Below are 22357 nucleotides of genomic sequence, written 5' to 3' on the forward strand. Positions count from 1 at the left end.
GGCTCAACTCGGCCATCTCATTGCTCCTGTTCTCAAGATTGCGCTTCAACAGCCGCAATCCTTCAAAACAGAAGCCTCACACGCAAACCGACCCACAAAATGCCGCGTCAGCGGCTTCGTTCAATCCTGAATCTCAACAAGCCTTAGAACGTGCTGGGCACGATCCAGGGGTTGATCTCGATGCCGAGACGCGGGCCCTTGGCGGCGTCGGTCTTGGTCGCGCCGGTCTTGTCGACCGAGCCGGTCGTGCTGCAATCGAGCTTCACATTGGCGCTGGTATGGACGCAGGCCGTAGCCGGCGCTTGCTTGGTCGGCTGGGTGGAGCCGGCGAAGGCCGCACCTGAAAACGCCAGCACCGCTGCGAGGGTGAGGATTGTCTTTTTCATGGTTTGTCTCCGGTTCAATTTTCTTCGTACATGTACGATACGACGTACATATACGTGTCGGAGATCGGGACTTCAAGTCAGAAATCGTACACGTACGAACAAATTTTCTTCAAATGCCAAAATGCCGCAAGGCATGGCAAGAACCTGCTCCATCCCGATGAAATCGCGATGGGCTCTATCTCTTTGTTTGAGCGGGATGTTTTCCAAACCGAAGGTCGGCGCAGCAAAAGCCGGATCCCGGTTCGGGATCATGTTCCAGACGCCGGCTGGATCAAACGATGTGGGACTGCAGGCCTATCAGCAGTTGACCGGCGTATCGGTCAGCGGCGGCACGTCCTGCGTCGAGAGCGTGGCAAGCGTGAAATCGCACATCCGCTTCACGAAGGCCTGCGGGTCACCGAAGGGGTAGAACGGAAAGGTGATCAGCAGCGAGATTGTGCCGTGGCCCACTGCCCACAGCATGGTGGCGATGGCGCGCGGATCGCCCTTGAGCTTGCCGGCGGCAACGCAGGCCTCGACTCTGCTAATCAGCGCTTTCATCGCCGGGTTGCTCTCTTCCATCTCCGCGTAGGTCCTGCCTTCCGGCGGCTTGGTCTTTTCGGTCATGAAGACGGTGCGATATTCATTGGGATTGCCGAGGCCGAAGGCGGCGTATTCGGTCATGACCGCCTGCAATGCCTCGATCGGATCGTCGGACGGATGCTCCTCGATGCGGCGGGCAAGTGTCTCGAACGCATCCTCGGCCAATGCGAAGAGGATGTCCTGCTTGTCGGCGAAATAGGAATAGACTGACATCGGTGCATAGCCGACGCGCTTGGCCAGCTTGCGGATGGTCAGGCCTTCATAGCCTTCTTCCTGCACAAGCTTGTGCGCCGCCTCGACCAATTCGGAGCGCAGTTCGGCCTTCTGTCTTTCGCGGCGGTTCTGGACGCTAAGCGGCAATTCCTGCCTGCCTTTGTTGTTGGTTGCCTCACTAAATTATATACGCTGTACGAAAACGGACAAGGGTGGGGTAAGTTCCCCCGGCGTCACATCAGATCGCGCCAATGCCGCCATCGACGGCGAGCGTATGGCCGGTCATGAAGGAATTGGTCGGATCGGCAGCGAACAGGATGGCGGTGATGACCTCGTCCACTTCGGCGACCCGTTTCATAGGCACGCCCCGCGTCAGCTCGGCCAGCGCCTCGGCCTCCGGTGCGCCGCTGCCGCGAACAAAACCGTCGACCATCGCCGTGCGTGTATGCGCCGGGCAGACGGCGTTTATACGTATCCCCTTGGTGGCGTATTCGGCGGCCGCCGATTTCGTCAGCCCGACGACGCCATGCTTGGCGGCGGCATAGACCGACAGTTTCGGTGCGCCGCCAAGTCCGGCGACCGAGGCGATGTTGACGATCGTGCCGCCCTTGCCGGTCTCCTTGAATTGCCGCTCCATCAGCGGGATCTGGTGCTTCATCGCAAAGAAGACGCCCAGAAGGTCGACCTCGAGCACCCGGCGCGCTTCGTCGGATGCCACCTGCGGCAGGCGGACGAAGGCGTGGACGATGCCGGCATTGTTGACAGCGACGTCGAGCCGGCCGAACCGTTCCGTCGCCAGTGTGACCAGGTCTTCCGACAGTTTCTCGTCGGCGATGTTGCCGGCAAGGATCGCCGTCTCGGCTTCCAGCGTTTCGGCAAAGGCGGCCAATGCTTTTCCGTCCAGATCCGAAAGAACCAGCCGCGCACCCTCGGCGGCAAAGCCCTTGGCCGCGCCGCGGCCGAGGCCGCCGGCAGCGCCCGTTATCAGCACCGTCGCTCCGTCGAAACGATCCATCGCCCAGCTCTCCCAATTTTCAAGTCTTCTTGTCGACCAGTTTCACCGCCAGGCCGGCCAGCAGCCTGACCGCTTCGCCATAGGTTTTCGCCTTTTCCGGATTGGAGGCGTTGCCGTCCAGCGCGCGCCGGTAGACTCCCTGGCAGATCGCCGCCAGCCGGAAGAAGGAGAAAGCGAGGAAGAAGGTCCAGTTGCCGATGCCGGCAAGCCCGCGCCGGCTGCAATAGGCGTCGACATAGGCTTCTTCCGAGGGCAAGCCGAGCGTCGCGCGGTCGATGCCGCCGAGGCCACGAAAGCCCGACGCATGCGGCAGGCGCCATTGCATGCACTGATAGGCGATGTCGGCGAAGGGGTGGCCGAGCGTCGACAATTCCCAGTCAAGCACCGCCAGCACCCTGGGTTCGCCGGTTGCGAAGATCATGTTGTCCAGACGGTAGTCGCCATGCACCAGCGAGACACGGCCGTCATCGGCCGGCATATGTGTCTCCAGCCAGGTAATCAGCCGGTCCATGTCGGCCACCTCGCCGGTTTCGGAAGCGCGGTACTGGCTGGTCCAGCGCGCGAACTGGCGCTCGAAATAGCTGCCGGGCTTGCCGAAGTCGCCGAGACCCACGGCCTCCACGTCGACGTCATGCAGGGCGGCGAGTGTTGCATTCATGGCGTCGTAGATCGCAGTGCGTTCGTCGTTGCCCGATGCTTCCGGCAAGGACGGATCCCAGAAGATGCGACCGTCGAGGAAGTCCATGACATAGAACATGCGGCCGATAGGCGAGTCCTCACCGGACAAATGCAGCATGGCGGGCACCGGCACAGCTGTTCCGGCAAGCGCCTGCATCACCCTGAATTCGCGGTCGACCTGATGCGCGGATTTCAGCAACTGTCCCGGTGGCTTGGCGCGCAATACATAGCGGCCGCTTGCCGCCGTCAAAAGATAGGTCGGGTTCGATTGCCCGGATTTGAATTTTTCGATCGCGCTAAGTCCGGCAAAACCCGGAATATGCGCTTCGAGATAGGGCGCAAGCGCTTTCTGATCGAGCGTGTTCGGATCGTTATCGCTCATGCCGTCTCTGGCTGGCGTTCGATCAGCGTCAGGGTCAGCCAGCGGGCGGTCAGCGCCGGCTTCTTCGAGCCCTCGATCTCGATGGCCACATCATGCGCCGTCTGCACCCAGCCCGAGGGCCGGACCTTGACGTCGGCCAGCACGAAACGGGTTCGGATGCGCGCGCCGGTCTTCACCGGCGCCAGGAAGCGTAGAGAATCGAAGCCGTGGTTGACGCCCATCTTGCTGTTTTCGAGCGGCGGCATGGTCTCGAAGGTCATCGCCGAAAGCAGCGACAGCGACAGGAAGCCATGTGCGATGGTGCCGCCAAAAGGCGTCTCCAGCCTGGCGCGTTCGGGATCGCAATGGATGAACTGGTGGTCGTCGGTGGCGTCGGCGAATTGGTCGATCATGCGCTGAGTGACGACGCGCCATGGCGATACGCCGACTTCCTTGCCGACGCTGGCCAGAAGCACATCGAGACTGATCGGTTCCACGCTGATGTCCTCCACTTCGCCCGCCGGCTTCTCCGGCCGACATGTCATTCCTTGAACAATTTCAGCCCGTGCTGCACCGACTGCCCGCCGTCGATCGGCAGGATGGCGCCGGTAACATAGCTGCCGGCACGGCTGCACAAATAAAGTGTTGCGCCGGCAATGTCATCTGGGGTGCCGATGCGGCCGATCGGAACATGGTTGCCGACATGTTTCGCCTGTTCCTCGGTTCCGGTGGCGAAAGCGGTCATGCGGCTCTGGAACGGGCCGGGGGCAAAAGCATTGACGGTGATGCGGCGGCCGGCGAACTCGATCGACAGCGTGCGCGTCAGATGGTGAACCGCGGCTTTGGAAGCGGTGTAGGAATAGGCGTCGTCGGCCAGTGGCTGGGTGCCCATGACCGAGCCCAGATTGATCACCCGGGCCGGATCCTCGTCGCTGGCGGCGGCATCGAGCAGCGGCAAGAGCTCGCGCGTCAGGTGGAAGACGGCGGTGACGTTGACGCCGAACACCTTGGCCCAGGCCGAATAAGGAAAGCTCTCCAGCGGCGCGCCCCAGGAAACGCCGGCATTGTTGACCAGTATGTGCAGTTTTTCGGTGCGCGTCTTCACTTCGGCGACTAAAGCCGCAATGCCAGCCTCGCTGGAGACATCGCCGGCAAAGCCCTCCGCGCGGCCGGAGGCGCCGAGACCGTTCAGTTCAGCGGCGACCTTGACGCAGTCCTCGCCCTTGCGCGAGGCGATCATGACGCTGGTGCCGGCCCTGACCAGGGCTGTCGCCGCCATACGGCCGATGCCGGTCGCGGCCCCGGTGACCAGCGCGGTCTTGCCGGCGACCGAAAACAGCTCGTCCAGGTAACTCATCGCATTTCCTCCGCCTTGCCCTTTGTCTCGCGGTCGGGCGAAAGGGCTCGCGTTGACAAGGCTACCCGAAGTACGGTCATCCTTGCCACGGGTAAAGGGCCTGGATGCGCGTTGGAGGGCCGGAGATCGATGTCGGACATGAATCTGGGCATGACCGAGCGGCTTAAGCCGATCCACGCGCGCGTCGCGGCGATGGTGCGCGACGAGATCATGCCGCTCGGCGAGGAATTTTTGGCCGAGATCGGCAAGGGCGGCGACCGCTGGGTCTACACCGACCGCCAGACGGAAATCCTCGAAGGGCCGAAGAAAACGGCAAAAGAGCGCGGCCTGTGGAATTTCTGGCTGACCGGTTCGGAACGCGGCTACGGGCTTTCCACCGTCGAATATGCCTATCTCGCCGAAGAGATGGGCAAGACGCATCTGGGCGCCGAGACCTTCAACTGCTCGGCGCCCGACACCGGCAACATGGAGGTGCTGGAGCGCTACGGTTCGGCCGAACACAAGCAGCAATGGCTGGAACCGCTGCTCGACGGCAAGATCCGCTCGGCCTATCTGATGACCGAGCCCGATGTGGCGTCCTCCGACGCCACCAATATTTCGATGCGCTGCGAGCGGCACGGCGCCGACTATGTGCTGAACGGCGAGAAATGGTGGGCATCGGGTGCCGGCGATCCGCGCTGCGCCATCTATATCGTCATGGTCAGGACCGGCGGCGAGGATGAGCCGCAGCACCGCCGGCATTCGATGATTCTGGTGCCGTCGGACACGAAAGGCGTGACCAAGGTGCGGGCCATGCAGGTCTATGGTGACGATGATGCGCCGCATGGCCACATGCATCTCAGGTTCGATAATGTGCGGGTACCGGCGTCAAACCTCATCCTCGGCGAGGGCAGGGGGTTCGAGATCGCGCAGGGGCGGCTCGGGCCGGGCCGCATCCATCACTGCATGCGCGCCATCGGTCAGGCCGAGATGGCGCTGGAGATGCTGTGCCAGCGCTCGGTGCGGCGCGAGGCCTTCGGCCAGACCCTGGCCAAGCTCGGCGCCAATTTCGATATCATCGCCGAATGCCGCATGGAGATCGAGATGGCCAGGCTGCTTTGCCTCAAGGCGGCGTGGATGATCGACCAGGGCGATGCGCGTGCGGCCGCGCCCTGGATCAGCCAGATCAAGGTCATCGCGCCGCGGGTTGCGCTCAAGGTCACCGACGAGGCGGTGCAGATGTTCGGCGCGCAAGGCATCAGCCAGGATACGCCGCTGGCGCGCTCATGGACGCATCTCAGGACGCTGCGGCTGGCCGATGGGCCGGACGCCGTGCATCGCCGGCAGGTGGCGCGTACGGAATTGAAGAAGTACACGCAGGAAAAGGTCTGAGCAGCGGCTTGGCCAACCACCACTGCGCGACAAGCAAGGAGTTCCCCGATGGCCATCCCGTCCGAGATGAAGGCGCTGCTGCTCGTTGGCGACGGCTATACGAGAACGCCGTCTGCTAGCGCGCTGGAGGCGATGGAGCCGTATCTAGAGCAGGGCACAATCGCCGTGCCGACGCCTGGACCGACGCAGGTGCTGATCAAGGTCAGCCTCGCCTCGATCAATCCATCGGATGTTGCCTTCATCAAGGGCCAGTACGGCCAGCCGCGTGCCAAGGGCCAGCCTGCCGGCTTCGAGGGAGTGGGCACGGTCGTAGCCAGCGGTGACGAGCCTTACCCAAAAAACCTGGTCGGCAAGCGCGTCGCCTTCGCCACCGGCGTCACCAATTGGGGCTCCTGGGCGGAATATGCCGTCGCCGAGGCCGTCGTCTGCATCCCGCTGCTCGACACGGTGCGCGACGAGGACGGTGCGGCGATGATCGTCAACCCGCTCACCGCGCTCGCCATGTTCGACATCGTCAAGCAGGAAGGCGAAAAAGCCTTCATCATGACCGCCGGCGCCAGCCAGCTCTGCAAGCTGATTTCTGGGCTTGCCAAGGAGGAAGGCTACAGGCCGATCGTCACCGTGCGCCGCGACGAGCAGGTAGCGTTGCTGAAGGAGATCGGCGCGGTCCATGTGCTCAACGAGAAGGCGGCGGATTTCAAGACTGCCTTGCGCGACGTGATCAAGGCCGAGCAACCGCGCATCTTCCTCGACGCGGTGACCGGGCCGCTGGCCTCGACCATCTTCGACGCCATGCCGAAGCGCTCGCGCTGGATCATCTACGGACGGCTCGATGGCGAGACGACGGTGATCCGCGAGCCCGGCCAACTGATCTTCCAGCACAAGCACATCGAGGGTTTTTGGCTGAGCGAATGGATGCGCCAGTTCCGCGACAAGCGCGGCCCGGCGATCATGGAGGCACAGAAGCGCTTTTCAGATGGGCGCTGGTCGACAGATGTGACGGCGGTGGTGCCGCTGGCGCAGGCGATGGCGAAGGTTCCGGCGGAACTCGCCAAGCCGAATGGGAAGGTATTCATCAAGCCGTAGGCGCAGCCTTCCCTTCGCCCCGTTTACGGTGAGAAGGTGGCCCGAAGGGCAGCGCCCACCTTGGTGAAGTTTGCACCTGCCCCTCACCTACCTGCCGGTCTCCTCTCCCCGTAAACGGGCGAGGAACGCTAATCATTCCGCCGGCTCGACATTTGTGTAGGCGGCTTCCTCGAGCTCGCGCTTCAGCCGTGCTTCCTCGTGCGTCTTGGGCGTCACGAAGCGGCCGAGCAGGAGATAGGCGACCGGGGTCAGGAACAGGGTGGAGACGGTGGCGAGGCCGAGTCCGCCGACGATCACCCAGCCGAGCGCGATGCGCGCCTCGGCACCCGCGCCGGCGGCCAGCACCAGGGGCACGCCGCCGAGCACGGTGCAGATCATCGTCATCATCACCGGGCGCAGGCGGATGATCGAGGCCTGCTCGATCGCCTCGCGCACGCCGAAACCACGGTCGCGCAGCTGGTTGGCGAACTCGACGATCAGGATGCCGTTCTTGGCCATGACACCGACCAGAAGCACCAGCCCGATCTGGCTGTAGGCGTTGAGGCTGGTGCCTGAGAGCAGAAGCGCGAAGATCGCGCAGGCAAGGCCGAGCGGCACCGTCGCCATGATGATGATGGCGCTGACGAAGCTTTCGAACTGGGCGGCCAGCACCAAAAGGATGATGACCAGCGCGAAGCCGAAGATGGTGATCATGGCGCTGTTGGTCTCGCCCAGGGTTGCTGCTTCGGCGAGCGGCAGGATGCGGCTGCCGGGCGGCAGCAGCGGCGTGGCGATCGCCTCGGCGCGGCTGAGCGCGTCGCCGAGCGCGAAATTGCCTGACAGGTTCGAGGTGATAGCCACCGACGGCTGCTGCTGTTCGCGCGTCAGCGATGGTGGCACGGCACGTTCGGTCAGCGTTGCGATGGTCGACATCGGCACGAAGCGACCGTCGGCCGTCTTGAGGAAGATGTTTTCCAGATCGGTCGGGTCGTTGATCGGATTGGTCGTCGAGACCAGCTTCACGCCGTAGCTGCGGTCGGCGATGTAGACGTCGACGACGTCATTGCCGTCGAGCATCGCCTGCAAGGTGTTGGCCAGCCCGGTGATGTCGATGCCGAGGTCAGAGGCGCGCGCGCGGTCGATGGCGACTGCAAGCTGCGGTTGCGTCGGGTCGACGGAGAGCCGCGGCGACTGGAAGCCCGGATCCTTGCGCATTTCGTCAACGACCTTGACCGCCGCTTCGCCCAGCGCCTTGCGGTCATTGCCGACCAGCGCGAATTGCAGACCGTTGCCGGCGCCACGGATGCCCAGGCTGTTGGGCTGCACCGGGAAGACGCGCACGCTCGGCACCTGCCGGGTCAGCTGGCTGATCTCGGTCATGATCTCGCGCTGGCTGCGCGTGCGCTCGTTCCACGGCGCCAGCGTCATCACCATGAAGCCGTTGTTGTAGGCGCCGTTCTGGCCGGCATTCTCGAAGGTGGCGCGGATCTCGCCGGAATCGCGCAGCGGCTGGATCAGTTTCTCGATCTTCTGCATCTGCTGCGTCGTATAATCGAGGCTGACGCCTTGCGGCGCGCTGATGCGCAACAGCACGACGGCGCGATCCTCACTCGGCGTCAGCTCCTGGCGGATGGTGCCGAACAGGCTGAAGGCAGTGGCGGCGAACAGCAACGCCACCAGGACAACGATCCACGGCGCGCCGAGGCAGGCATGCAGGCAGCGCCGGTAAGCCGCGTTCAGCGCGCCGCCGATGCGGGCGCCGATGCCGTTGCTGCCTTCATGGTGGAGCGATGCGCTGGACAGCATGCGCGAAGCGAGCATCGGGCAAAGCGTCAGCGCCACCACGCAGGACAAAAGCACCGACATTGCAAGCACGAAGCCGAATTCGCGAAACAGGCCGCCGGTCTGGCCGGGCAGGAATGAGATCGGAACGAAGACGGCAACCAGCGTCAGCGTGGTGGCGATGACGGCGAAGAAAACTTCCTGCGCGCCGAGCACGGCGGCGGCGCGCGGGCCCATGCCTTCGTTGCGCCGGCGCACGATGTTTTCGAGCACGACGATGGCGTCGTCGACGACAAGGCCGGTGGCCAGCACCAGGGCGAGCAAGGTCAGGATGTTGACCGAGAAGCCGGCGAGATAGATCGCGGCGATGGTGCCGATCATGGCGACCGGCATCGACAGGCCCGGAATGAGCGTCGCGCGCCAGTCGAGCAGGAAGGCATAGATGACGATCAGCACGATCGAGACCGACAGGGCAAGCGCGATCTCGACTTCATGCACGGCGCCGTTGACGAAGACGGCGTCGTCGCTGGTGACCTTGATCGCCATGCCCTGAGGCAGGTTTTCCTGCAGCTTGGCGACGGCGGCCCTGACGCCGGTCGAGATGTCCAGCGTGTTCGATTCCGCCTGGCGGATGATGCCGAGGCCGATGCCGGTCTTGCCGTCCGAACGCAATGTGGTCTGGCCGATGTCGGGGCCTAGCGTGACAGTGGCGACGTCGCGAATGCGCGTCTTGCCGCCGATGATGATGCTTTCGAACTCGTCGGGCGTGGTCACGTCCGCTGTCGTGCGCACGATCAGGTCCTGGTTGGTGGTGGTAATCGAGCCGGCCGGCGAATCGAAGGCGACCGAGGCCAAAGCCGCCCTGAGGTCGGCGACGGTGAAGCCGTGACTGGCCAGCTTGTTCTGGTCGACGTCGATGCGGAAGATCTTGTCGCGATCACCGGAGACCTGGACATCGGCGACGCCGGGCACCGCGGCAAGCTCATCCTCGATCTGGTCCTGGACAATCACCGTCATGTCCTGCACCGACATGGTGTCGGAGGTGACCGCCAGCCGCATCACCGGTTCGGAATTGGCGTCGGCCTTGACGATGCGCGGCGGGTCCGCGGTTTCCGGCATCTGGTTGGCGACACGGCCGACGGCATCGCGCACATCGGAGGCGGCGACATTGAGGTCGACGCCGTCGTTGAATTCGATGGTGACGCGGCTCGAGCCGAAGGACGAGGTCGACGAGATCGACTTGACGCCGGAGACGCGGGCGACCGCGCCTTCGATCGTATCGGTCAGCTCGCGGTCGACGGTTTCGGCGGCCGCACCCTCGAAGACCGTGCTGACGGTGATGACAGGGCGGTCGACATCCGGCAATTCGCGGATCTCGACGCCGTAGAAGGCGGCAAGGCCGGCGACCGCGATCAGCGTGTTCAGCACCAGGGCCATGACAGGCCGGCGGATGAACAGCGCGGTGAAGCCTGTCTCGCTGGCGGTGTTGGCGGCGCCGGTCATGAGCCGTCAGCGTCGGCGGCGCGCTGTTCCTCGCCGGCGATGCGGACCTCGCCGCCTTCGCTGACGCTCTGGGTGCCCTCGGTCACCACCATGTCGCCGCTGACGATCGGCGCGTCGATCAGCACGGTCTCGGTGTTGCGCTGGATGATGCGCACGGCGACGCGTTTCGCCTTGCCGTCCTGTACCGCCCAGACATAGGCTCCATCGGAGCCCCACTGGATGGCTAAAGGGCTGACGGCCGGGTAGGAATCGCCGGGGAACTTCATGCTGATCTGGAAGGACATGCCGGCGCGCAGCGAGTCGGCCGGATTGGCGATCGTTGCCTTGACCAGCAGCGTGCGGCTGTTCTCGTCGATGTGGTTGTCGATGGCGGATACCGTTCCGGTATAGGCCTGGGCCGGGTTGGCGATCGGTGTTGCCGACAATTGCGTGCCGACCTTGACGGCGGCAGCGAAGCGCTCCGGCACAAGGAAGTCGACCAGAATGCTGGAGCGATCGTCAAGGGTGGCGATGGCCGACTGGTTGGTCACATAGTTGCCGGCTGATATCGGCAGGATGCCGACGGTGCCGGCGATCGGCGCGACGATCGAGCGGCGCTGCAGGGCAAGTTCGGCATCGCGAAGTACCAGTTTGGCGACCGCCAGCACCACTTCGGCATCGGCGACGGCGACCGGTGTCGCGGCGTTGGAAGCGCGCAGCGATATCACCCTGTCGAGTTTGTTCTGCGAGTCCTGTAAAACGAGCTTGGCGCGGTCCTGCGCGATCACCTCGGTGTCGGAATCGAGCGTGGCGATGACCTGGCCCTTGTCGACGTGGGTTCCCGAGGCGACCAGAAATTCGGCGAGACGCCCGGAACTGTAGGGATTGACCGTCACCGAGGCGTTGGCGCGGCCGGTGCCGATCGCCTGCAGACGGTCGTTGATGGTGGCTGTGCCCGCCGGCAAGGCGACGACGGTGGCGCGCTGGCCGGCGCCGTTGCTACCGGTTGCCTGCCTTGTCGTGTCGACCGCACCTGTCGTCACATTGGGCGCCGCGGCATAGGCCCAGTCGATGCCCCAACGCGCCAGCACCTCCGGCGCTCCCGGAAAGAACCGAACCCAGGCGGCAGCCGCGGCGACCAGGACCACAAGCGCAAAAACGATCTGTTTCCAGGCGGCCATCGGCACTCCGGTTGGCAAACGTCTACCGGTTTCCCCAAGCATAAAACGCAGCAACGCACCCGGTTTGTGCGAAGCCACGAAAATATCATGGCTTTATGGCAATTCTGCCGCTGCCATGCACATTAAATCTGCATAACGTTGGCGGGCTCACCGCCAGGAAAGCCGTGGGGTCAGCGCAGGCTTTCCAACTCGCGGATGCGCTTGGCGCCATCGGTCTCGAGTTGCCTCGTGACGGCGCCGATCAGCGTTTCGGCGACGACGAAAAGTGCTGCCGAGGAATCCCAGGCCGAGGGCACGGCGGTGCGGCCGGCAATCACATGGCGGGCAAAGCGGGCGATCGGCGACAGCCACTGGTCGGTGAACAGCACGATGTGCACGCCGCGCTGATGCGCGGTTTCGGCGAAACGCACCAGGCTGTCCTGGTAGCGCCGGATGTCGAAGATCACCAGCACGTCACGCTTGCCCATGTCGATCAGCCGGTCGCGCCAGATGCCTTCCTGGCCGGCGAGGTGGTAGACGTCGGGCTGGACGATGGCGAGGTGGGCGGCCATGTAGCGCGCCAGCGGATCGGTGAAGCGGCCGCCGATCAGGAAAGTCTTGCCGCGGCGATGGGCAAGTGTCGCGGCAATGTCGGCAAGCTGCCTGTCGGACAGGTGCCTGAAGGTCTCGCGCATGTTGTCGAGCGTCGCCTCCAGCATCGGCGACACCGCGCCGCCGCCCGATGAGGCCGGGTTGAGCGTCCTCGTAGCCGGCGACTGCAATTGTGCCGCCAGTTCGTCCTGCAGTGCCGACTGGAATTCGGGATAGTTCTGGAAGCCCAGCCGGGCGACGAAACGCAGGATCGTCGGCGAGGACACACCTGCTGCGGCAGAGAATTCGGCCACCGTCTTCAGGCCGATCAGCGGATAGTTTGCGATCAGCGTCTGTGCGGCGCGACGCTCGCTGGCCGGCATCGTGCCAATGCGGTCCGAAATCAGTTCGGCAATGCTGGAAATCATGTTTTCCCCCACTCTTTGTCCGCACCTAGCTCCGCCGTCGAAATCGCGTTTGACAAAGCCGGACAAACTGTATGAAATCATCCACAGGGACGCAATGAGACAAAATACGTAACATACGATACAGCGCTCCCCTGGGGACGGCAGACTATGGAGACAGCACGGCCCGCCAGCCTTGCATCGCCTGAAACCGTAAGGGTAACCAACCCCGGCGGATCGAGCCCGTTCGTATTCACCTGCGACCACGCCTCCAATTTCCTGCCGGCCGAATTCGGCACGCTCGGCCTGCCGGCCGAGGAGCTTTCGCGCCACATCGCCTGGGATCCCGGCGCGCTGCCGGTCGCCCGGCGCATGGCCGAGGCGCTCGACGCGACACTGGTCGAAACCGGCATCTCGCGCCTCGTCATCGACTGCAACCGCCCACTCGACGCACCCGACCTGGTGCCGCCGGTCAGCGAGACAACGCTCATTCCCGGCAATGCCGGCCTGTCGGACAAACAGCGCGCGGAGCGTGTCGCTTTGTCGTGGCGGCCCTTCCATGACGCGATCGCAGAGATTGTCGACAAAAGGCTGGCGCGGGGACAGGAGACGCGACTGGTCTCGGTGCATTCCTTCACGCCCGTCTACAAGGGCAAGAATCGACCTTGGCATATCGGCATCATCCATGACGAGGATCGCCGGCTGGCGGCCCCGCTGATCGCTGCATTGCAGCGGCTTTCCGGCGTCACCGTCGGTGTTAACGAACCCTATTCGCCGGCCGACCGCGTCTATTTCACGTTGGAACGCCACGCGCGCTCGCGCGGCCTTGCCTGCGCGATGATCGAAATCCGCAATGACGAGATTTCCGGCGAGGCCGGGCAGCGTAAATGGGCGGATATGCTCACCGGGATTTTTCTGGATCTGGAGCCCGAGGAGGCCAAGGGCTCCCGACAGCGTGCAGTGGGAAAGTCAGTTCAATCGGCCAGCTAAGAACTTAAAAAGGGGACTTCAAATGGCAGCACCGGGTTATACCGAAGTTGATAAGGCGGAGGACGTAAAACACCTCCACAGCATGGGCTATGCCCAGGAACTGGAGCGGCGGCTCAGCCGCTTTTCGAACTTCGCGGTTTCCTTCTCGATCATCTGCATCCTGTCGGGCGGCATCAATTCGCTGGCGCAGGCAACCTCCGGCGCCGGCGGCATCGGCATCGGCATCGGCTGGCTGGTCGGCTGCTTCGTCTCGCTGACCTTCGCGGTCGCCATGTCGCAGATCAGTTCGGCCTATCCGACGGCCGGCGGCCTCTATCACTGGGGTTCGATCCTCGGCAATCGCGGCACCGGCTGGGTGACGGCCTGGCTCAACCTGCTTGGCCTGATCACTGTGCTCGGCGCCATCAATGTCGGCACCTGGACGTTCTTCCTCGGCGCCTTCGGTCCGACGCTCGGCATCGAGGGCACGCTGACCAACCAGATGATCTTCCTGATCATCATCACCGGCGCCCAGGCGCTGATCAACCATCTCGGCATCAAGCTGACGGCGAAGCTGACCGACTTTTCGGGCTACCTGATCTTCTTCGGCTCGATCCTGATCGCTATCGTCTGCCTCGCTGCGGCCGAGACCTGGGATTTCAGCCGCCTGTTCACCTTCCACAACTACTCGGGCGATGCCGGCGCCGGCGTCTGGCCGTCCGTGTCCAACGCCTGGGTGTTCGCGCTCGGGCTGTTGCTGCCGATCTATACCATCACCGGCTACGACGCCTCGGCGCACACCTCCGAAGAGACCATCAAGGCAGCCTCCTCGGTGCCGCGCGCGATGGTCATGTCGGTGATCTGGTCGGCGGTCTTCGGCTACCTGTTCCTGGCAGCCTTCATCCTGATGATCCCGAACATGGACGACGCCGCCAAGCAGGGCTGGAACGTGTTCTTCTGGGCCTTCGACCAGCGCGTCAGCCCCGGCCTCAAGGAGTTCGTCTACCTCGTCGTGTTCATCGCGCAGCTGCTGTGCGGCCTGGCAACCGTCACCTCGGCTTCGCGCATGATCTTCGCCTTCTCGCGTGACGGCGGCCTGCCGGGCTCGTCGGCACTGGCCAAGGTCAGCCCGACCTACCGCACGCCGGTGGCGGCGATCTGGACGGCCTCGATCCTTTCGGTGCTGTTCGTCTGGGGTTCGTCGGTGGTTTCGGTCGCCGGCACCTCGGCCTACACCATCGTCGTGTCGTGCACCGTCATCTTCCTGTTCCTGTCCTTCACCGTGCCGATCGTGCTCGGCATGATGGCCTGGGGCACGCCGAAGTGGGACAAGATGGGACCGTGGAATATGGGACGCGGCATCTTCATGTTGTTTGCCGTGCTCTCGATCCTGTCGATGATCCTGATCTTCGTCATCGGCATCCAGCCGCCGAACGACTGGGCGCTCTACATCACCGTCGGCTTCTTCATCCTGACGGCGATCGTGTGGTTCGCCTTCGAGCGCAACCGCTTCCAGGGGCCGCCGCTCGGCGACATCATTGCGGCGCGCCAGGCCGCGATCAAGGCAGCGGAACAGGCGGTCGGCGAGACCGGCCACTAACGTCGTCATCTCAACCATGGCCGGCATCGGTGCCGGCCATGGCTTCGTTTATCCGTTTTAATCGACAAGCGCTGGAGTGCCACAAGAATGCCCGGAAATTTCTCGTTCGATCAGTTGAAGAAGGCGGTCTCCAGCGGCGAGATCGATACGGTGCTGGCCTGCATCGTCGATCTGCAGGGCCGGCTCGCGGGCAAACGTTTCCTGGCGCAGTATTTCGTCGATTCCGCCCATGACGAGACGCATGGCTGCAACTATCTGCTGGCCGCCGACATCGATATGGAGCCGGTGCCCGGCTACAAGGCGGCAAGCTGGTCGAAGGGCTATGGCGACTTCGTCATGAAGCCGGACCTGGCGACGCTGCGGCGCATTCCCTGGCTGGAGAAGACGGCGCTGGTGATCTGCGACGTGCTCGACCACCACACGCATGACGACCTGCCGCATTCGCCGCGCGCCATCCTGAGAAAGCAGGTCAAGCGGCTGAAGGAGCGCGGCTATATCGGCTATTTCGCTTCCGAGCTCGAATTCTACCTGTTCAACGAGACCTACGATTCCGCCCGCAAGAAGCACTGGCAGGGCCTCGACACCGCATCGCCCTATATCGGCGACTACCAGATCGGCATCACCACCAAGGAAGAAGGCGTCATGCGCCGGCTTCGCAACGAGATGGATGCGGCCGGCATCCCGATCGAGAACTCCAAGGGCGAGTGGGGGCCGGGCCAGGAAGAGATCAATGTGCGCTATGCCGAGGCGCTTGAGATGGCCGACCGCCACGTCATCCTGAAGAACGGCGCCAAGGAGATCGCCGAGTCGGAAGGCAAGGCAATCTCGTTCATGTCCAAGTACAATTACGGGCTGGCCGGCAATTCCAGCCACATCCACAATTCGCTGTGGAGCGCCGACGGCAAGACGCCGCTGTTCTTCGACAAGAAGGCCGACTGGACGCTGTCGACGCTCGGCCAGCAATGGGCGGCGGGCCAGCTTAAATACGCCAAGGAGTTCACCTGGTTCCTGGCGCCCTACATCAATTCCTACAAGCGCTTCCAGGCCGGCACCTTCGCGCCGACCAAGATCATGTGGAGCGAGGACAACCGCACCGCGGGCTTCCGTCTGTGCGGCGAGGGCACCAAGGGCATTCGCATGGAATGCCGCATCGGCGGCGCCGACCTCAACCCCTATCTCGCCTTTGCGGCGCTCATCGCCGCCGGCCTTGCCGGCATCGACGAAAAGCTGGAGCTGCAGAAGCCGTTCGTCGGCGACGCCTATCAGGCCTCGCGCCTGCCGGAGATCCCGAAGACGCTGCGCGATGCAACCGAGACGCTGGCCAAGTCGAAGATGCTGAAGCAGGCGCTCGGCGACGACGTGCTCGAACACTATGTCCACACCGCGAAGTGGGAGCAGTTCGAATACGACCGCCGGATCACGGATTGGGAACTGCACAGAGGGTTCGAGCGGTACTAAGGTAGTCGGGAACGCCGGCGCCGCTCCCCACCCTTATCCCGTGAACAACGGGCGGACGGCGTCTGCGCCGGAGCTTCTTCCTTCTCCCGTCACTATACGGGGAGAAGGTGCCGGCAGGCGGATGAGGGGCACACCAAGCCATAAGATTTTCGATTGTTAGAACGTGCGAGGACTTAGAAAATGACCGAAACGGTCAAACTCAAATCACCCGTCGATGGTTCGATCTATGCCGAGCGTCCAATCGCCACGGACCAGGCCATCAACGCTGCGGTCGGACGCGCCAGGGCAGCGCAGGAAAAATGGGCGGAGACGCCGATCGTCGAGCGCGGCAAGTACATGCTTGCCATGCTGGAAGCGCTGGTCGCAATGAGCGACGAGATCGTGCCGGAGATCGCCTGGCAGATGGGGCGTCCGGTTCGCTATGGCGGCGAGTTCGGCGGTGTCAAGGATCGCACCAATTACATGGTCGAGATTGCCGAAGCGGCGCTGAAGCCGGTCATGGCCTCCAACCCGAAAGACGGCTTCCGCCGCTATGTGAAGAAGGTGCCGCTCGGCGTCGTCATGGTGATCGCGCCGTGGAACTATCCCTATCTCACTGCCGTCAACACCATCGTGCCGGCACTGATGGCCGGAAGTGCGGTCATCCTCAAGCACGCGGCGCAGACGCTGCTGGTCGGCGAACGCTTCCAGCAGGCCTTCGACAAGGCCGGCCTGCCCAAGGGTCTGTTCCAGAACCTCGTTCTGAACCATGCCCAGACCGAGAAGCTGCTCGGCTCCGGCAAGATCGACCATGTCAACTTCACCGGCTCGGTCGGTGGCGGCCGCGCCATCGAGAAGGCGGCGGCCGGCACCTTCATGAGCCTCGGCCTCGAGCTAGGCGGCAAGGACCCGGCCTATGTGCTGCCGGATGCCAGGATGGAGCATGCGGTGGCCAACCTGGTCGACGGCGCCTTCTACAATTCCGGCCAGTGCTGCTGCGGCATCGAGCGCGTCTATGTGCATGAAAAGGTCTATGACGAATTCGTCGAAGGCTTCATCGCAGAGACAAGGAACTATGTCGTCGGCAATCCGCTGGAACAGGCGACGACGATGGGACCGATGGCGCAGGCGCGCTTCGCCGACCTGATCCGCGAGCAGAAGGCCGAAGCGCTGCGCAAGGGCGCCACCGCGCACATCAACATGAAGGTGGCCAACGACAAGGCAGGCTCGCCCTATCTGGCGCCGGAAGTGCTGACCGGGGTCGACCACCAGATGAGCGTCATGCGCGAGGAAAGTTTTGGTCCGATCGTCGGCATCATGAAGGTGCGCAACGACGAGGAGGCGATCGCGCTCATGAACGACAGCCCTTATGGGCTGACCGCCTCGATCTGGACCGGCGACATCGAGCACGCGGTAGCGATTGGCGACCGCGTCGAGACCGGCACCGTGTTCATGAACCGCTGCGACTATCTCGATCCGGCGCTGGTGTGGACCGGCGTCAAGGACACCGGCAAGGGCGCCGCACTCTCGGCCATCGGCTACGACAATCTGACCCGGCCGAAATCATATCATCTGCGTGAAGCCATCTGATTTTCGAGAGACAAAAATGTCCAAGCTCATCTCCAAATGGAACTACCCCACCACCGTCCGCTTCGGCGCCGGCCGCATCAAGGAATTGCCAGATGTGCTCGCCGCCACCGGGATCAAGCGGCCGCTTTTCGTCACCGACCCGGGGCTGGCCAAGCTGCCGGTCGTCGCCTCGACGCTGAAGATCCTCGACGACGCCAAGGTGCCCTATGGCGTATTTTCCGAGGTCAAGCCGAACCCGGTGGATTCGAACCTGACCGCCGGCATTGCCGTGTTCAAGAAGGGCAAGCATGATGGCGTCATCGCCTTCGGCGGTGGCTCGGCGCTCGACCTCGGCAAGCTGATCGCCTTCCAGGCCGGCCAGACGCGTCCGGTCTGGGATTTCGAGGATGTCGGCGACTGGTGGACCAGAGCCAATTCGGATGCGATCGCGCCGATCATCGCCGTGCCGACCACTGCCGGCACGGGTTCCGAAGTCGGCCGCGCCGGGGTCATTACCAACGAGGCGACGCACACCAAGAAGGTCATCTTCCATCCGAAACTTTTGCCGGCCATCGTCATTGCCGATCCGGAACTGTCGGTCGGCATGCCGGGCTTCATCACCGCCGGCACCGGCATGGATGCGCTGGCCCACTGCCTCGAGGCCTATTGCGCGCCAGGTTATCACCCGATGGCCGACGGCATCGCGGTGGAAGGCATTCGGCTGGTCTTCGAGAACCTGCCGAAGGCCTATGCCAACGGTAAGGATCTTGTCGCCCGCGCCCATATGATGAGCGCGGCGGCCATGGGCGCCGCCGCCTTCCAGAAGGGGCTGGGGGCCATCCACTCGCTGTCGCATCCGATCGGCGCGCTCTACGACACTCATCACGGCATGACCAACGCCGTGTTCATGCCCTATGTGCTGGCCTTCAACCGTGATGCCATCGATGAGCGCATCGGCCGGCTCGCGGCCTATTGCGGCATCAAGGGCGGCTTCGATGGCTTCGCCAAGGCGATCATCAAGCTGCGCAAGGAGCTCAAGGTGCCGCATGCGCTGCCGGGCCTGATCAAGGGGCTCGACATGGACAAGAAGCGCAAGGGGCTGATCGCCGACATGGCGGTGGTAGATCCGACCGCCGGCGGCAACCCGGTAAAGCTGACCAAGAAGGCGGCGCTGACGCTGCTCGAAAACGCCATCGCCGGCACGGTATGACGCGGATTTTCGTGCCGGAAGTGAACTGGAAACGAGGGGAAAGGAAAGGGGAAAGGGCTACAGGCAGGGCAAAAACTAGTTAGCCGGAAAAATAATCGCGAAGCGATTGCTACAGCCGGTTAAAAAGAGTTTACTTTTTCGCACTGCGGGGTGCCGGTTTCACAAAGCTTTCATCTGGCTGTCACACGAAAACGATACCGCATCGCAGGCGTCCAACGGCGTCAGTTCAACGGAGAGAACACATGTTCAAATTCACGGGGAAAGTGCTTTCCCTTTCGGCCGCGGCGCTTTTCGCGTCGACGGTGATTTCGTCCGCGGATGCGATGGACGATCTCGTCAAGGCCGCCAAGGCCGAGGGCCAGCTCACGACCATCGCGCTGCCGCATGACTGGTGCGGCTATGGCGCCGTCATCGACGGCTTCAAGGCGAAATATCCCGAAATCAAGATCAACGAACTCAATCCCGATGCCGGTTCCGGCGACGAGATCGAGGCGATCAAGGCGAACAAGGACAACAAGGGCCCGCAGGCGCCCGACGTGATCGACGTCGGCCTGTCCTTCGGCCCTTCGGCCAAGGCCGATGGCCTGATCCAGCCTTACAAGGTGTCGACCTGGGACTCGATCCCGGACAGCGCCAAGGATGCCGAAGGCTATTGGACCGGCGACTATTACGGCGTGCTCGCTTTCGAAGTGAACAAGGATTTGGTCAAGGAAGCTCCGACCGACTGGGCCGATCTGCTGAAGCCGGAATTTGCCAACTCGGTGGCCCTCGCCGGTGATCCGCGCGCTTCGAACCAGGCCATCCAGGGCGTTTATGCTGCCGGCCTGTCGACGGGCGCCGCCGCTGGCGAAGCCGCCGGCACCGCTGGTCTCGACTTCTTCAAGAAGCTCAATGCCGCCGGCAATTTCGTACCGGTCATCGGCAAGGCCGCGACGCTTGCACAGGGCCAGACGCCGATCCTGGTCACCTGGGACTACAACGCGCTTTCCGGCCGTGACACGCTGAAGGGCAACCCGCCGGTCGACGTCGTCGTGCCGAAGACCGGCGTCGTCGCCGGTGTCTACGTGCAGGCGATCAGCGCCTACGCGCCGCATCCGAATGCAGCCAAGCTCTGGATGGAATATCTCTATTCCGACGAAGGCCAGATCGGCTGGCTGAAGGGCTATTGCCACCCGATCCGCTTCAATGACCTTGCCAAGAACGGCAAGCTCCCGGCGGACGTGATGGCGAAGATGCCGCCGGCCGAGTCCTATGCGGCCGCGGTGTTCCCGACGCTCGACGAGCAGGGTAAGGCCAAGGAAGCCATCACCAAGAACTGGGACGCCGTCGTCGGCGCCAACGTCAAGTAAGACTTGAAATCCACCGGGCGGTCGCGAGGCCGCCCGGCTTTTCCTCGAAGACGGTAGCCGGCGCATGACCGATCTCTCGCTTTCCAATCAGACTATGGCGGGGAAGGCCGCGCCTCCCGCCGAAGCGCGCAGCCTCAGGCTGCCGACGCAATGGCTCGGCGTGGCGCCGTTCTTCATCTTCGCCATCATGTTCCTGATCCTGCCCACGCTCTATCTGATGCTGGGCGCATTCCAGAACGATGCCGGCGAATTCACGCTCGAGAACATCGTCGCATTGGCGCAACCGTCTATCGTTGCCGCCTACTGGATCTCGATCAAGGTCAGCCTTGCCTCGGCGCTGATCGGCGCCTTTGCAGGTCTGGCGATCGCCATTGCCATCGTGCGCGGCGGCCTGCCGAACTGGATACGTTCGGCGACACTGACCTTTTCGGGCGTTGCCTCCAATTTCGCCGGCGTGCCGCTGGCCTTCGCCTTCCTCGCCACGCTCGGCCGGCTCGGCCTTGCGACAGTAATCCTGAATACTGTGTTCGGTCTCAACATCTACGCGCACGGCTTCAACATCCTTTCGTTCTGGGGCCTGACGCTGACCTATGTCTATTTCCAGATCCCGCTGATGGTGGTTATCATCACGCCGGCGATCGATGGGTTGAAGAAGGAATGGGGCGAGGCCGCCGCGACGCTCGGCGCGACCACCGCGCAATACTGGCGCATGGTGGTCATACCGGTGATCTGGCCGAGTTTTCTCGGCACCGTCATCCTGCTGTTCGCCAACGCCTTCGGCGCTATCGCCACCGCCTATGCACTGACCGGCTCGTCGCTCAACATCGTGCCGATACTGCTCTATGCGCAGATCCGCGGCGACGTGCTGCACAACGCCCATCTCGGTTATGCGATCGCCTTCGGCATGATCGTCATCACCGGCCTCGCCAACGTCTTCTACATCTGGTTCCGGACCCGTTCCGAGAGGTGGCTCAAATGAAGGGTGGCAGATTCTGGGCCTGGGTCGTCTTCATCCTCGGCGCGGCCTATTTCTTCATTCCGCTGATCGCGACCGTGGAATTCTCCATGCGCATGCGGCGCGGCGTCTATTCCTTCGACGCCTACCAGATCGTGCTGGGCGACGAGCGCTTCCAGGCGACCTTCATGTATTCGGTGATCGCAGCCATCTTCACCATCGTTCTCGGCGTGCTGATCGTGGTGCCCGCTGCCTACTGGATCCGGCTGCGCCTGCCGCAGCTGAGGCCAGTCGTCGAGTTCATCACGCTGTTGCCGCTGGTCATCCCGGCCATCGTCATCGTCTTCGGCTACATCAGAATGTACGGTTCGAATTCGCCGCTGCCGTTCCTGGCCAGCGATGTGGGCACCAATGCCTTGCTGGTCATCGGCTATGCGACGCTGGCGCTGCCCTACATGTACCGTGCCGTCGACACCGGCCTTCGCACCATCGATGTGCGCACGCTGACCGAAGCGGCGCAGATCCTGGGCGCCGGCTGGGGGACGATCATCACCCGCGTCATCCTGCCCAATGTGCTGATCGCGGTGCTGTCCGGCGCCTTCCTGACCTTCGCCATCGTCATCGGCGAATTCACCATGGCCAGCCTGCTCAACCGTCCGGCCTTTGGCCCTTATCTGCAGAACATCGGCGCCAACCGTGCCTATGAGCCGGCGGCGCTCGCCATCATCGCTTTCGTCATCACCTGGGGCTGCATGTCCCTGATCCAGATCCTGTCGCGCTTTGCGCCGCGATCGGCGAACCGCCCGAACTGAAAGTCAAAG

The 22357-nt window shown here is 63.4% G+C and carries 20 protein-coding genes; 10 read left to right on the forward strand and 10 right to left on the reverse strand.

Features of this window, described 5'->3' with window-relative positions:
* Positions 1-143: 143 nt before the first annotated feature.
* The 7 genes from D3227_RS14525 to D3227_RS14550 form a co-directional block, all read right to left on the reverse strand.
* On the reverse strand, positions 144-386 hold the full coding sequence (locus D3227_RS14525) for a DUF680 domain-containing protein (RefSeq protein ID WP_120014803.1): 243 nt from the start codon (positions 384-386) through the stop codon (positions 144-146).
* 72 nt (positions 387-458) lie between these two features.
* Positions 459-638, reverse strand: coding sequence for a hypothetical protein (locus D3227_RS41100; protein ID WP_147377602.1), 180 nt, complete (start codon positions 636-638; stop codon positions 459-461).
* A 45-nt stretch (positions 639-683) separates the two neighbouring features.
* Positions 684-1328, reverse strand: coding sequence for a TetR/AcrR family transcriptional regulator (locus D3227_RS14530; protein WP_120014804.1), 645 nt, complete (start codon positions 1326-1328; stop codon positions 684-686).
* A 91-nt stretch (positions 1329-1419) separates the two neighbouring features.
* Complete coding sequence (locus D3227_RS14535; RefSeq protein ID WP_120014805.1) at positions 1420-2196, reverse strand: SDR family NAD(P)-dependent oxidoreductase; 777 nt, start codon at positions 2194-2196, stop codon at positions 1420-1422.
* A gap of 19 nt (positions 2197-2215) precedes the next feature.
* Positions 2216-3256 carry a phosphotransferase family protein gene (locus tag D3227_RS14540; RefSeq protein ID WP_120014806.1) on the reverse strand — a complete coding sequence of 347 codons (1041 nt, stop codon included), beginning with the start codon at positions 3254-3256 and terminating at the stop codon, positions 2216-2218.
* Entirely contained in the window at positions 3253-3780 is a 528-nt protein-coding gene (locus D3227_RS14545; protein ID WP_281034908.1) for a MaoC family dehydratase, read from the reverse strand. The genes D3227_RS14540 and D3227_RS14545 overlap by 4 nt, the downstream gene beginning before the upstream one ends.
* Positions 3777-4592 carry an SDR family oxidoreductase gene (locus tag D3227_RS14550; protein ID WP_120014807.1) on the reverse strand — a complete coding sequence of 272 codons (816 nt, stop codon included), beginning with the start codon at positions 4590-4592 and terminating at the stop codon, positions 3777-3779. Before D3227_RS14550 ends, D3227_RS14545 begins: the two co-directional genes overlap by 4 nt.
* A gap of 129 nt (positions 4593-4721) precedes the next feature.
* Between D3227_RS14550 and D3227_RS14555 the strand changes: the two genes are divergently transcribed.
* Positions 4722-5963, forward strand: a complete 1242-nt coding sequence (locus D3227_RS14555) for an acyl-CoA dehydrogenase family protein (protein WP_120014808.1) — start codon at positions 4722-4724, stop codon at positions 5961-5963.
* A 48-nt stretch (positions 5964-6011) separates the two neighbouring features.
* Entirely contained in the window at positions 6012-7049 is a 1038-nt protein-coding gene (locus tag D3227_RS14560; protein ID WP_120014809.1) for a zinc-binding dehydrogenase, read from the forward strand.
* A 132-nt stretch (positions 7050-7181) separates the two neighbouring features.
* On the opposite strand, the gene D3227_RS14565 is transcribed toward D3227_RS14560, so the two are convergent.
* From D3227_RS14565 to D3227_RS14575, 3 genes are all read right to left on the reverse strand, one after another.
* A complete protein-coding gene (locus D3227_RS14565) occupies positions 7182-10313 on the reverse strand; it encodes an efflux RND transporter permease subunit (protein ID WP_120014810.1) in 3132 nt (1043 codons plus the stop codon).
* Entirely contained in the window at positions 10310-11473 is a 1164-nt protein-coding gene (locus D3227_RS14570; RefSeq protein WP_120014811.1) for an efflux RND transporter periplasmic adaptor subunit, read from the reverse strand. Before D3227_RS14570 ends, D3227_RS14565 begins: the two co-directional genes overlap by 4 nt.
* A gap of 170 nt (positions 11474-11643) precedes the next feature.
* The gene (locus tag D3227_RS14575; protein ID WP_120014961.1) at positions 11644-12471 is read right to left on the reverse strand and encodes a MurR/RpiR family transcriptional regulator; all 828 of its coding nucleotides are present in this window, start codon (positions 12469-12471) and stop codon (positions 11644-11646) included.
* A 147-nt stretch (positions 12472-12618) separates the two neighbouring features.
* On the opposite strand from D3227_RS14575, the gene D3227_RS14580 reads away from it, so the two are divergent.
* The 8 genes from D3227_RS14580 to D3227_RS14615 all read left to right on the forward strand — a co-directional run bounded on the left by D3227_RS14580 (position 12619) and on the right by D3227_RS14615 (position 22348).
* Complete coding sequence (locus D3227_RS14580; protein ID WP_120014812.1) at positions 12619-13437, forward strand: N-formylglutamate amidohydrolase; 819 nt, start codon at positions 12619-12621, stop codon at positions 13435-13437.
* Between the two features lie 22 nt (positions 13438-13459).
* Positions 13460-15016, forward strand: coding sequence for an amino acid permease (locus D3227_RS14585; protein WP_120014813.1), 1557 nt, complete (start codon positions 13460-13462; stop codon positions 15014-15016).
* Between the two features lie 87 nt (positions 15017-15103).
* On the forward strand, positions 15104-16474 hold the full coding sequence (locus D3227_RS14590) for a glutamine synthetase family protein (RefSeq protein ID WP_120014814.1): 1371 nt from the start codon (positions 15104-15106) through the stop codon (positions 16472-16474).
* 180 nt (positions 16475-16654) lie between these two features.
* Positions 16655-18043: an aldehyde dehydrogenase family protein gene (locus D3227_RS14595; RefSeq protein WP_120014815.1), complete on the forward strand. Its 1389-nt coding sequence runs from the start codon at positions 16655-16657 to the stop codon at positions 18041-18043.
* A gap of 16 nt (positions 18044-18059) precedes the next feature.
* Positions 18060-19232, forward strand: coding sequence for an iron-containing alcohol dehydrogenase (locus tag D3227_RS14600; RefSeq protein WP_120014816.1), 1173 nt, complete (start codon positions 18060-18062; stop codon positions 19230-19232).
* Between the two features lie 242 nt (positions 19233-19474).
* Positions 19475-20581, forward strand: a complete 1107-nt coding sequence (locus D3227_RS14605; protein ID WP_120014817.1) for an ABC transporter substrate-binding protein — start codon at positions 19475-19477, stop codon at positions 20579-20581.
* 64 nt (positions 20582-20645) lie between these two features.
* A complete protein-coding gene (locus tag D3227_RS14610) occupies positions 20646-21560 on the forward strand; it encodes an ABC transporter permease (protein WP_120014818.1) in 915 nt (304 codons plus the stop codon).
* A complete protein-coding gene (locus D3227_RS14615; protein ID WP_120014819.1) occupies positions 21557-22348 on the forward strand; it encodes an ABC transporter permease in 792 nt (263 codons plus the stop codon). The genes D3227_RS14610 and D3227_RS14615 overlap by 4 nt, the downstream gene beginning before the upstream one ends.
* Positions 22349-22357 lie beyond the last annotated feature (9 nt).

The organism is Mesorhizobium waimense (assembly GCF_003601975.1).
GTDB lineage: Bacteria > Pseudomonadota > Alphaproteobacteria > Rhizobiales > Rhizobiaceae > Mesorhizobium > Mesorhizobium waimense.

Excerpts from the sequence above, each read along its gene's own strand:
- D3227_RS14525 (WP_120014803.1), bottom strand. The coding sequence starts at position 386 with ATGAAAAAGACAATCCTCACCCTCGCAGCGGTGCTGGCGTTTTCAGGT.
- D3227_RS41100 (WP_147377602.1), bottom strand. The coding sequence starts at position 638 with ATGATCCCGAACCGGGATCCGGCTTTTGCTGCGCCGACCTTCGGTTTG.
- D3227_RS14535 (WP_120014805.1), bottom strand. The coding sequence starts at position 2,196 with ATGGATCGTTTCGACGGAGCGACGGTGCTGATAACGGGCGCTGCCGGC.
- D3227_RS14540 (WP_120014806.1), bottom strand. The coding sequence starts at position 3,256 with ATGAGCGATAACGATCCGAACACGCTCGATCAGAAAGCGCTTGCGCCC.
- D3227_RS14545 (WP_281034908.1), bottom strand. The coding sequence starts at position 3,780 with ATGACATGTCGGCCGGAGAAGCCGGCGGGCGAAGTGGAGGACATCAGC.
- D3227_RS14550 (WP_120014807.1), bottom strand. The coding sequence starts at position 4,592 with ATGAGTTACCTGGACGAGCTGTTTTCGGTCGCCGGCAAGACCGCGCTG.
- D3227_RS14555 (WP_120014808.1), top strand. The coding sequence starts at position 4,722 with ATGTCGGACATGAATCTGGGCATGACCGAGCGGCTTAAGCCGATCCAC.
- D3227_RS14560 (WP_120014809.1), top strand. The coding sequence starts at position 6,012 with ATGGCCATCCCGTCCGAGATGAAGGCGCTGCTGCTCGTTGGCGACGGC.
- D3227_RS14565 (WP_120014810.1), bottom strand. The coding sequence starts at position 10,313 with ATGACCGGCGCCGCCAACACCGCCAGCGAGACAGGCTTCACCGCGCTG.
- D3227_RS14570 (WP_120014811.1), bottom strand. The coding sequence starts at position 11,473 with ATGGCCGCCTGGAAACAGATCGTTTTTGCGCTTGTGGTCCTGGTCGCC.
- D3227_RS14575 (WP_120014961.1), bottom strand. The coding sequence starts at position 12,471 with ATGATTTCCAGCATTGCCGAACTGATTTCGGACCGCATTGGCACGATG.
- D3227_RS14580 (WP_120014812.1), top strand. The coding sequence starts at position 12,619 with ATGGAGACAGCACGGCCCGCCAGCCTTGCATCGCCTGAAACCGTAAGG.
- D3227_RS14585 (WP_120014813.1), top strand. The coding sequence starts at position 13,460 with ATGGCAGCACCGGGTTATACCGAAGTTGATAAGGCGGAGGACGTAAAA.
- D3227_RS14590 (WP_120014814.1), top strand. The coding sequence starts at position 15,104 with ATGCCCGGAAATTTCTCGTTCGATCAGTTGAAGAAGGCGGTCTCCAGC.
- D3227_RS14595 (WP_120014815.1), top strand. The coding sequence starts at position 16,655 with ATGACCGAAACGGTCAAACTCAAATCACCCGTCGATGGTTCGATCTAT.
- D3227_RS14600 (WP_120014816.1), top strand. The coding sequence starts at position 18,060 with ATGTCCAAGCTCATCTCCAAATGGAACTACCCCACCACCGTCCGCTTC.
- D3227_RS14605 (WP_120014817.1), top strand. The coding sequence starts at position 19,475 with ATGTTCAAATTCACGGGGAAAGTGCTTTCCCTTTCGGCCGCGGCGCTT.
- D3227_RS14610 (WP_120014818.1), top strand. The coding sequence starts at position 20,646 with ATGACCGATCTCTCGCTTTCCAATCAGACTATGGCGGGGAAGGCCGCG.
- D3227_RS14615 (WP_120014819.1), top strand. The coding sequence starts at position 21,557 with ATGAAGGGTGGCAGATTCTGGGCCTGGGTCGTCTTCATCCTCGGCGCG.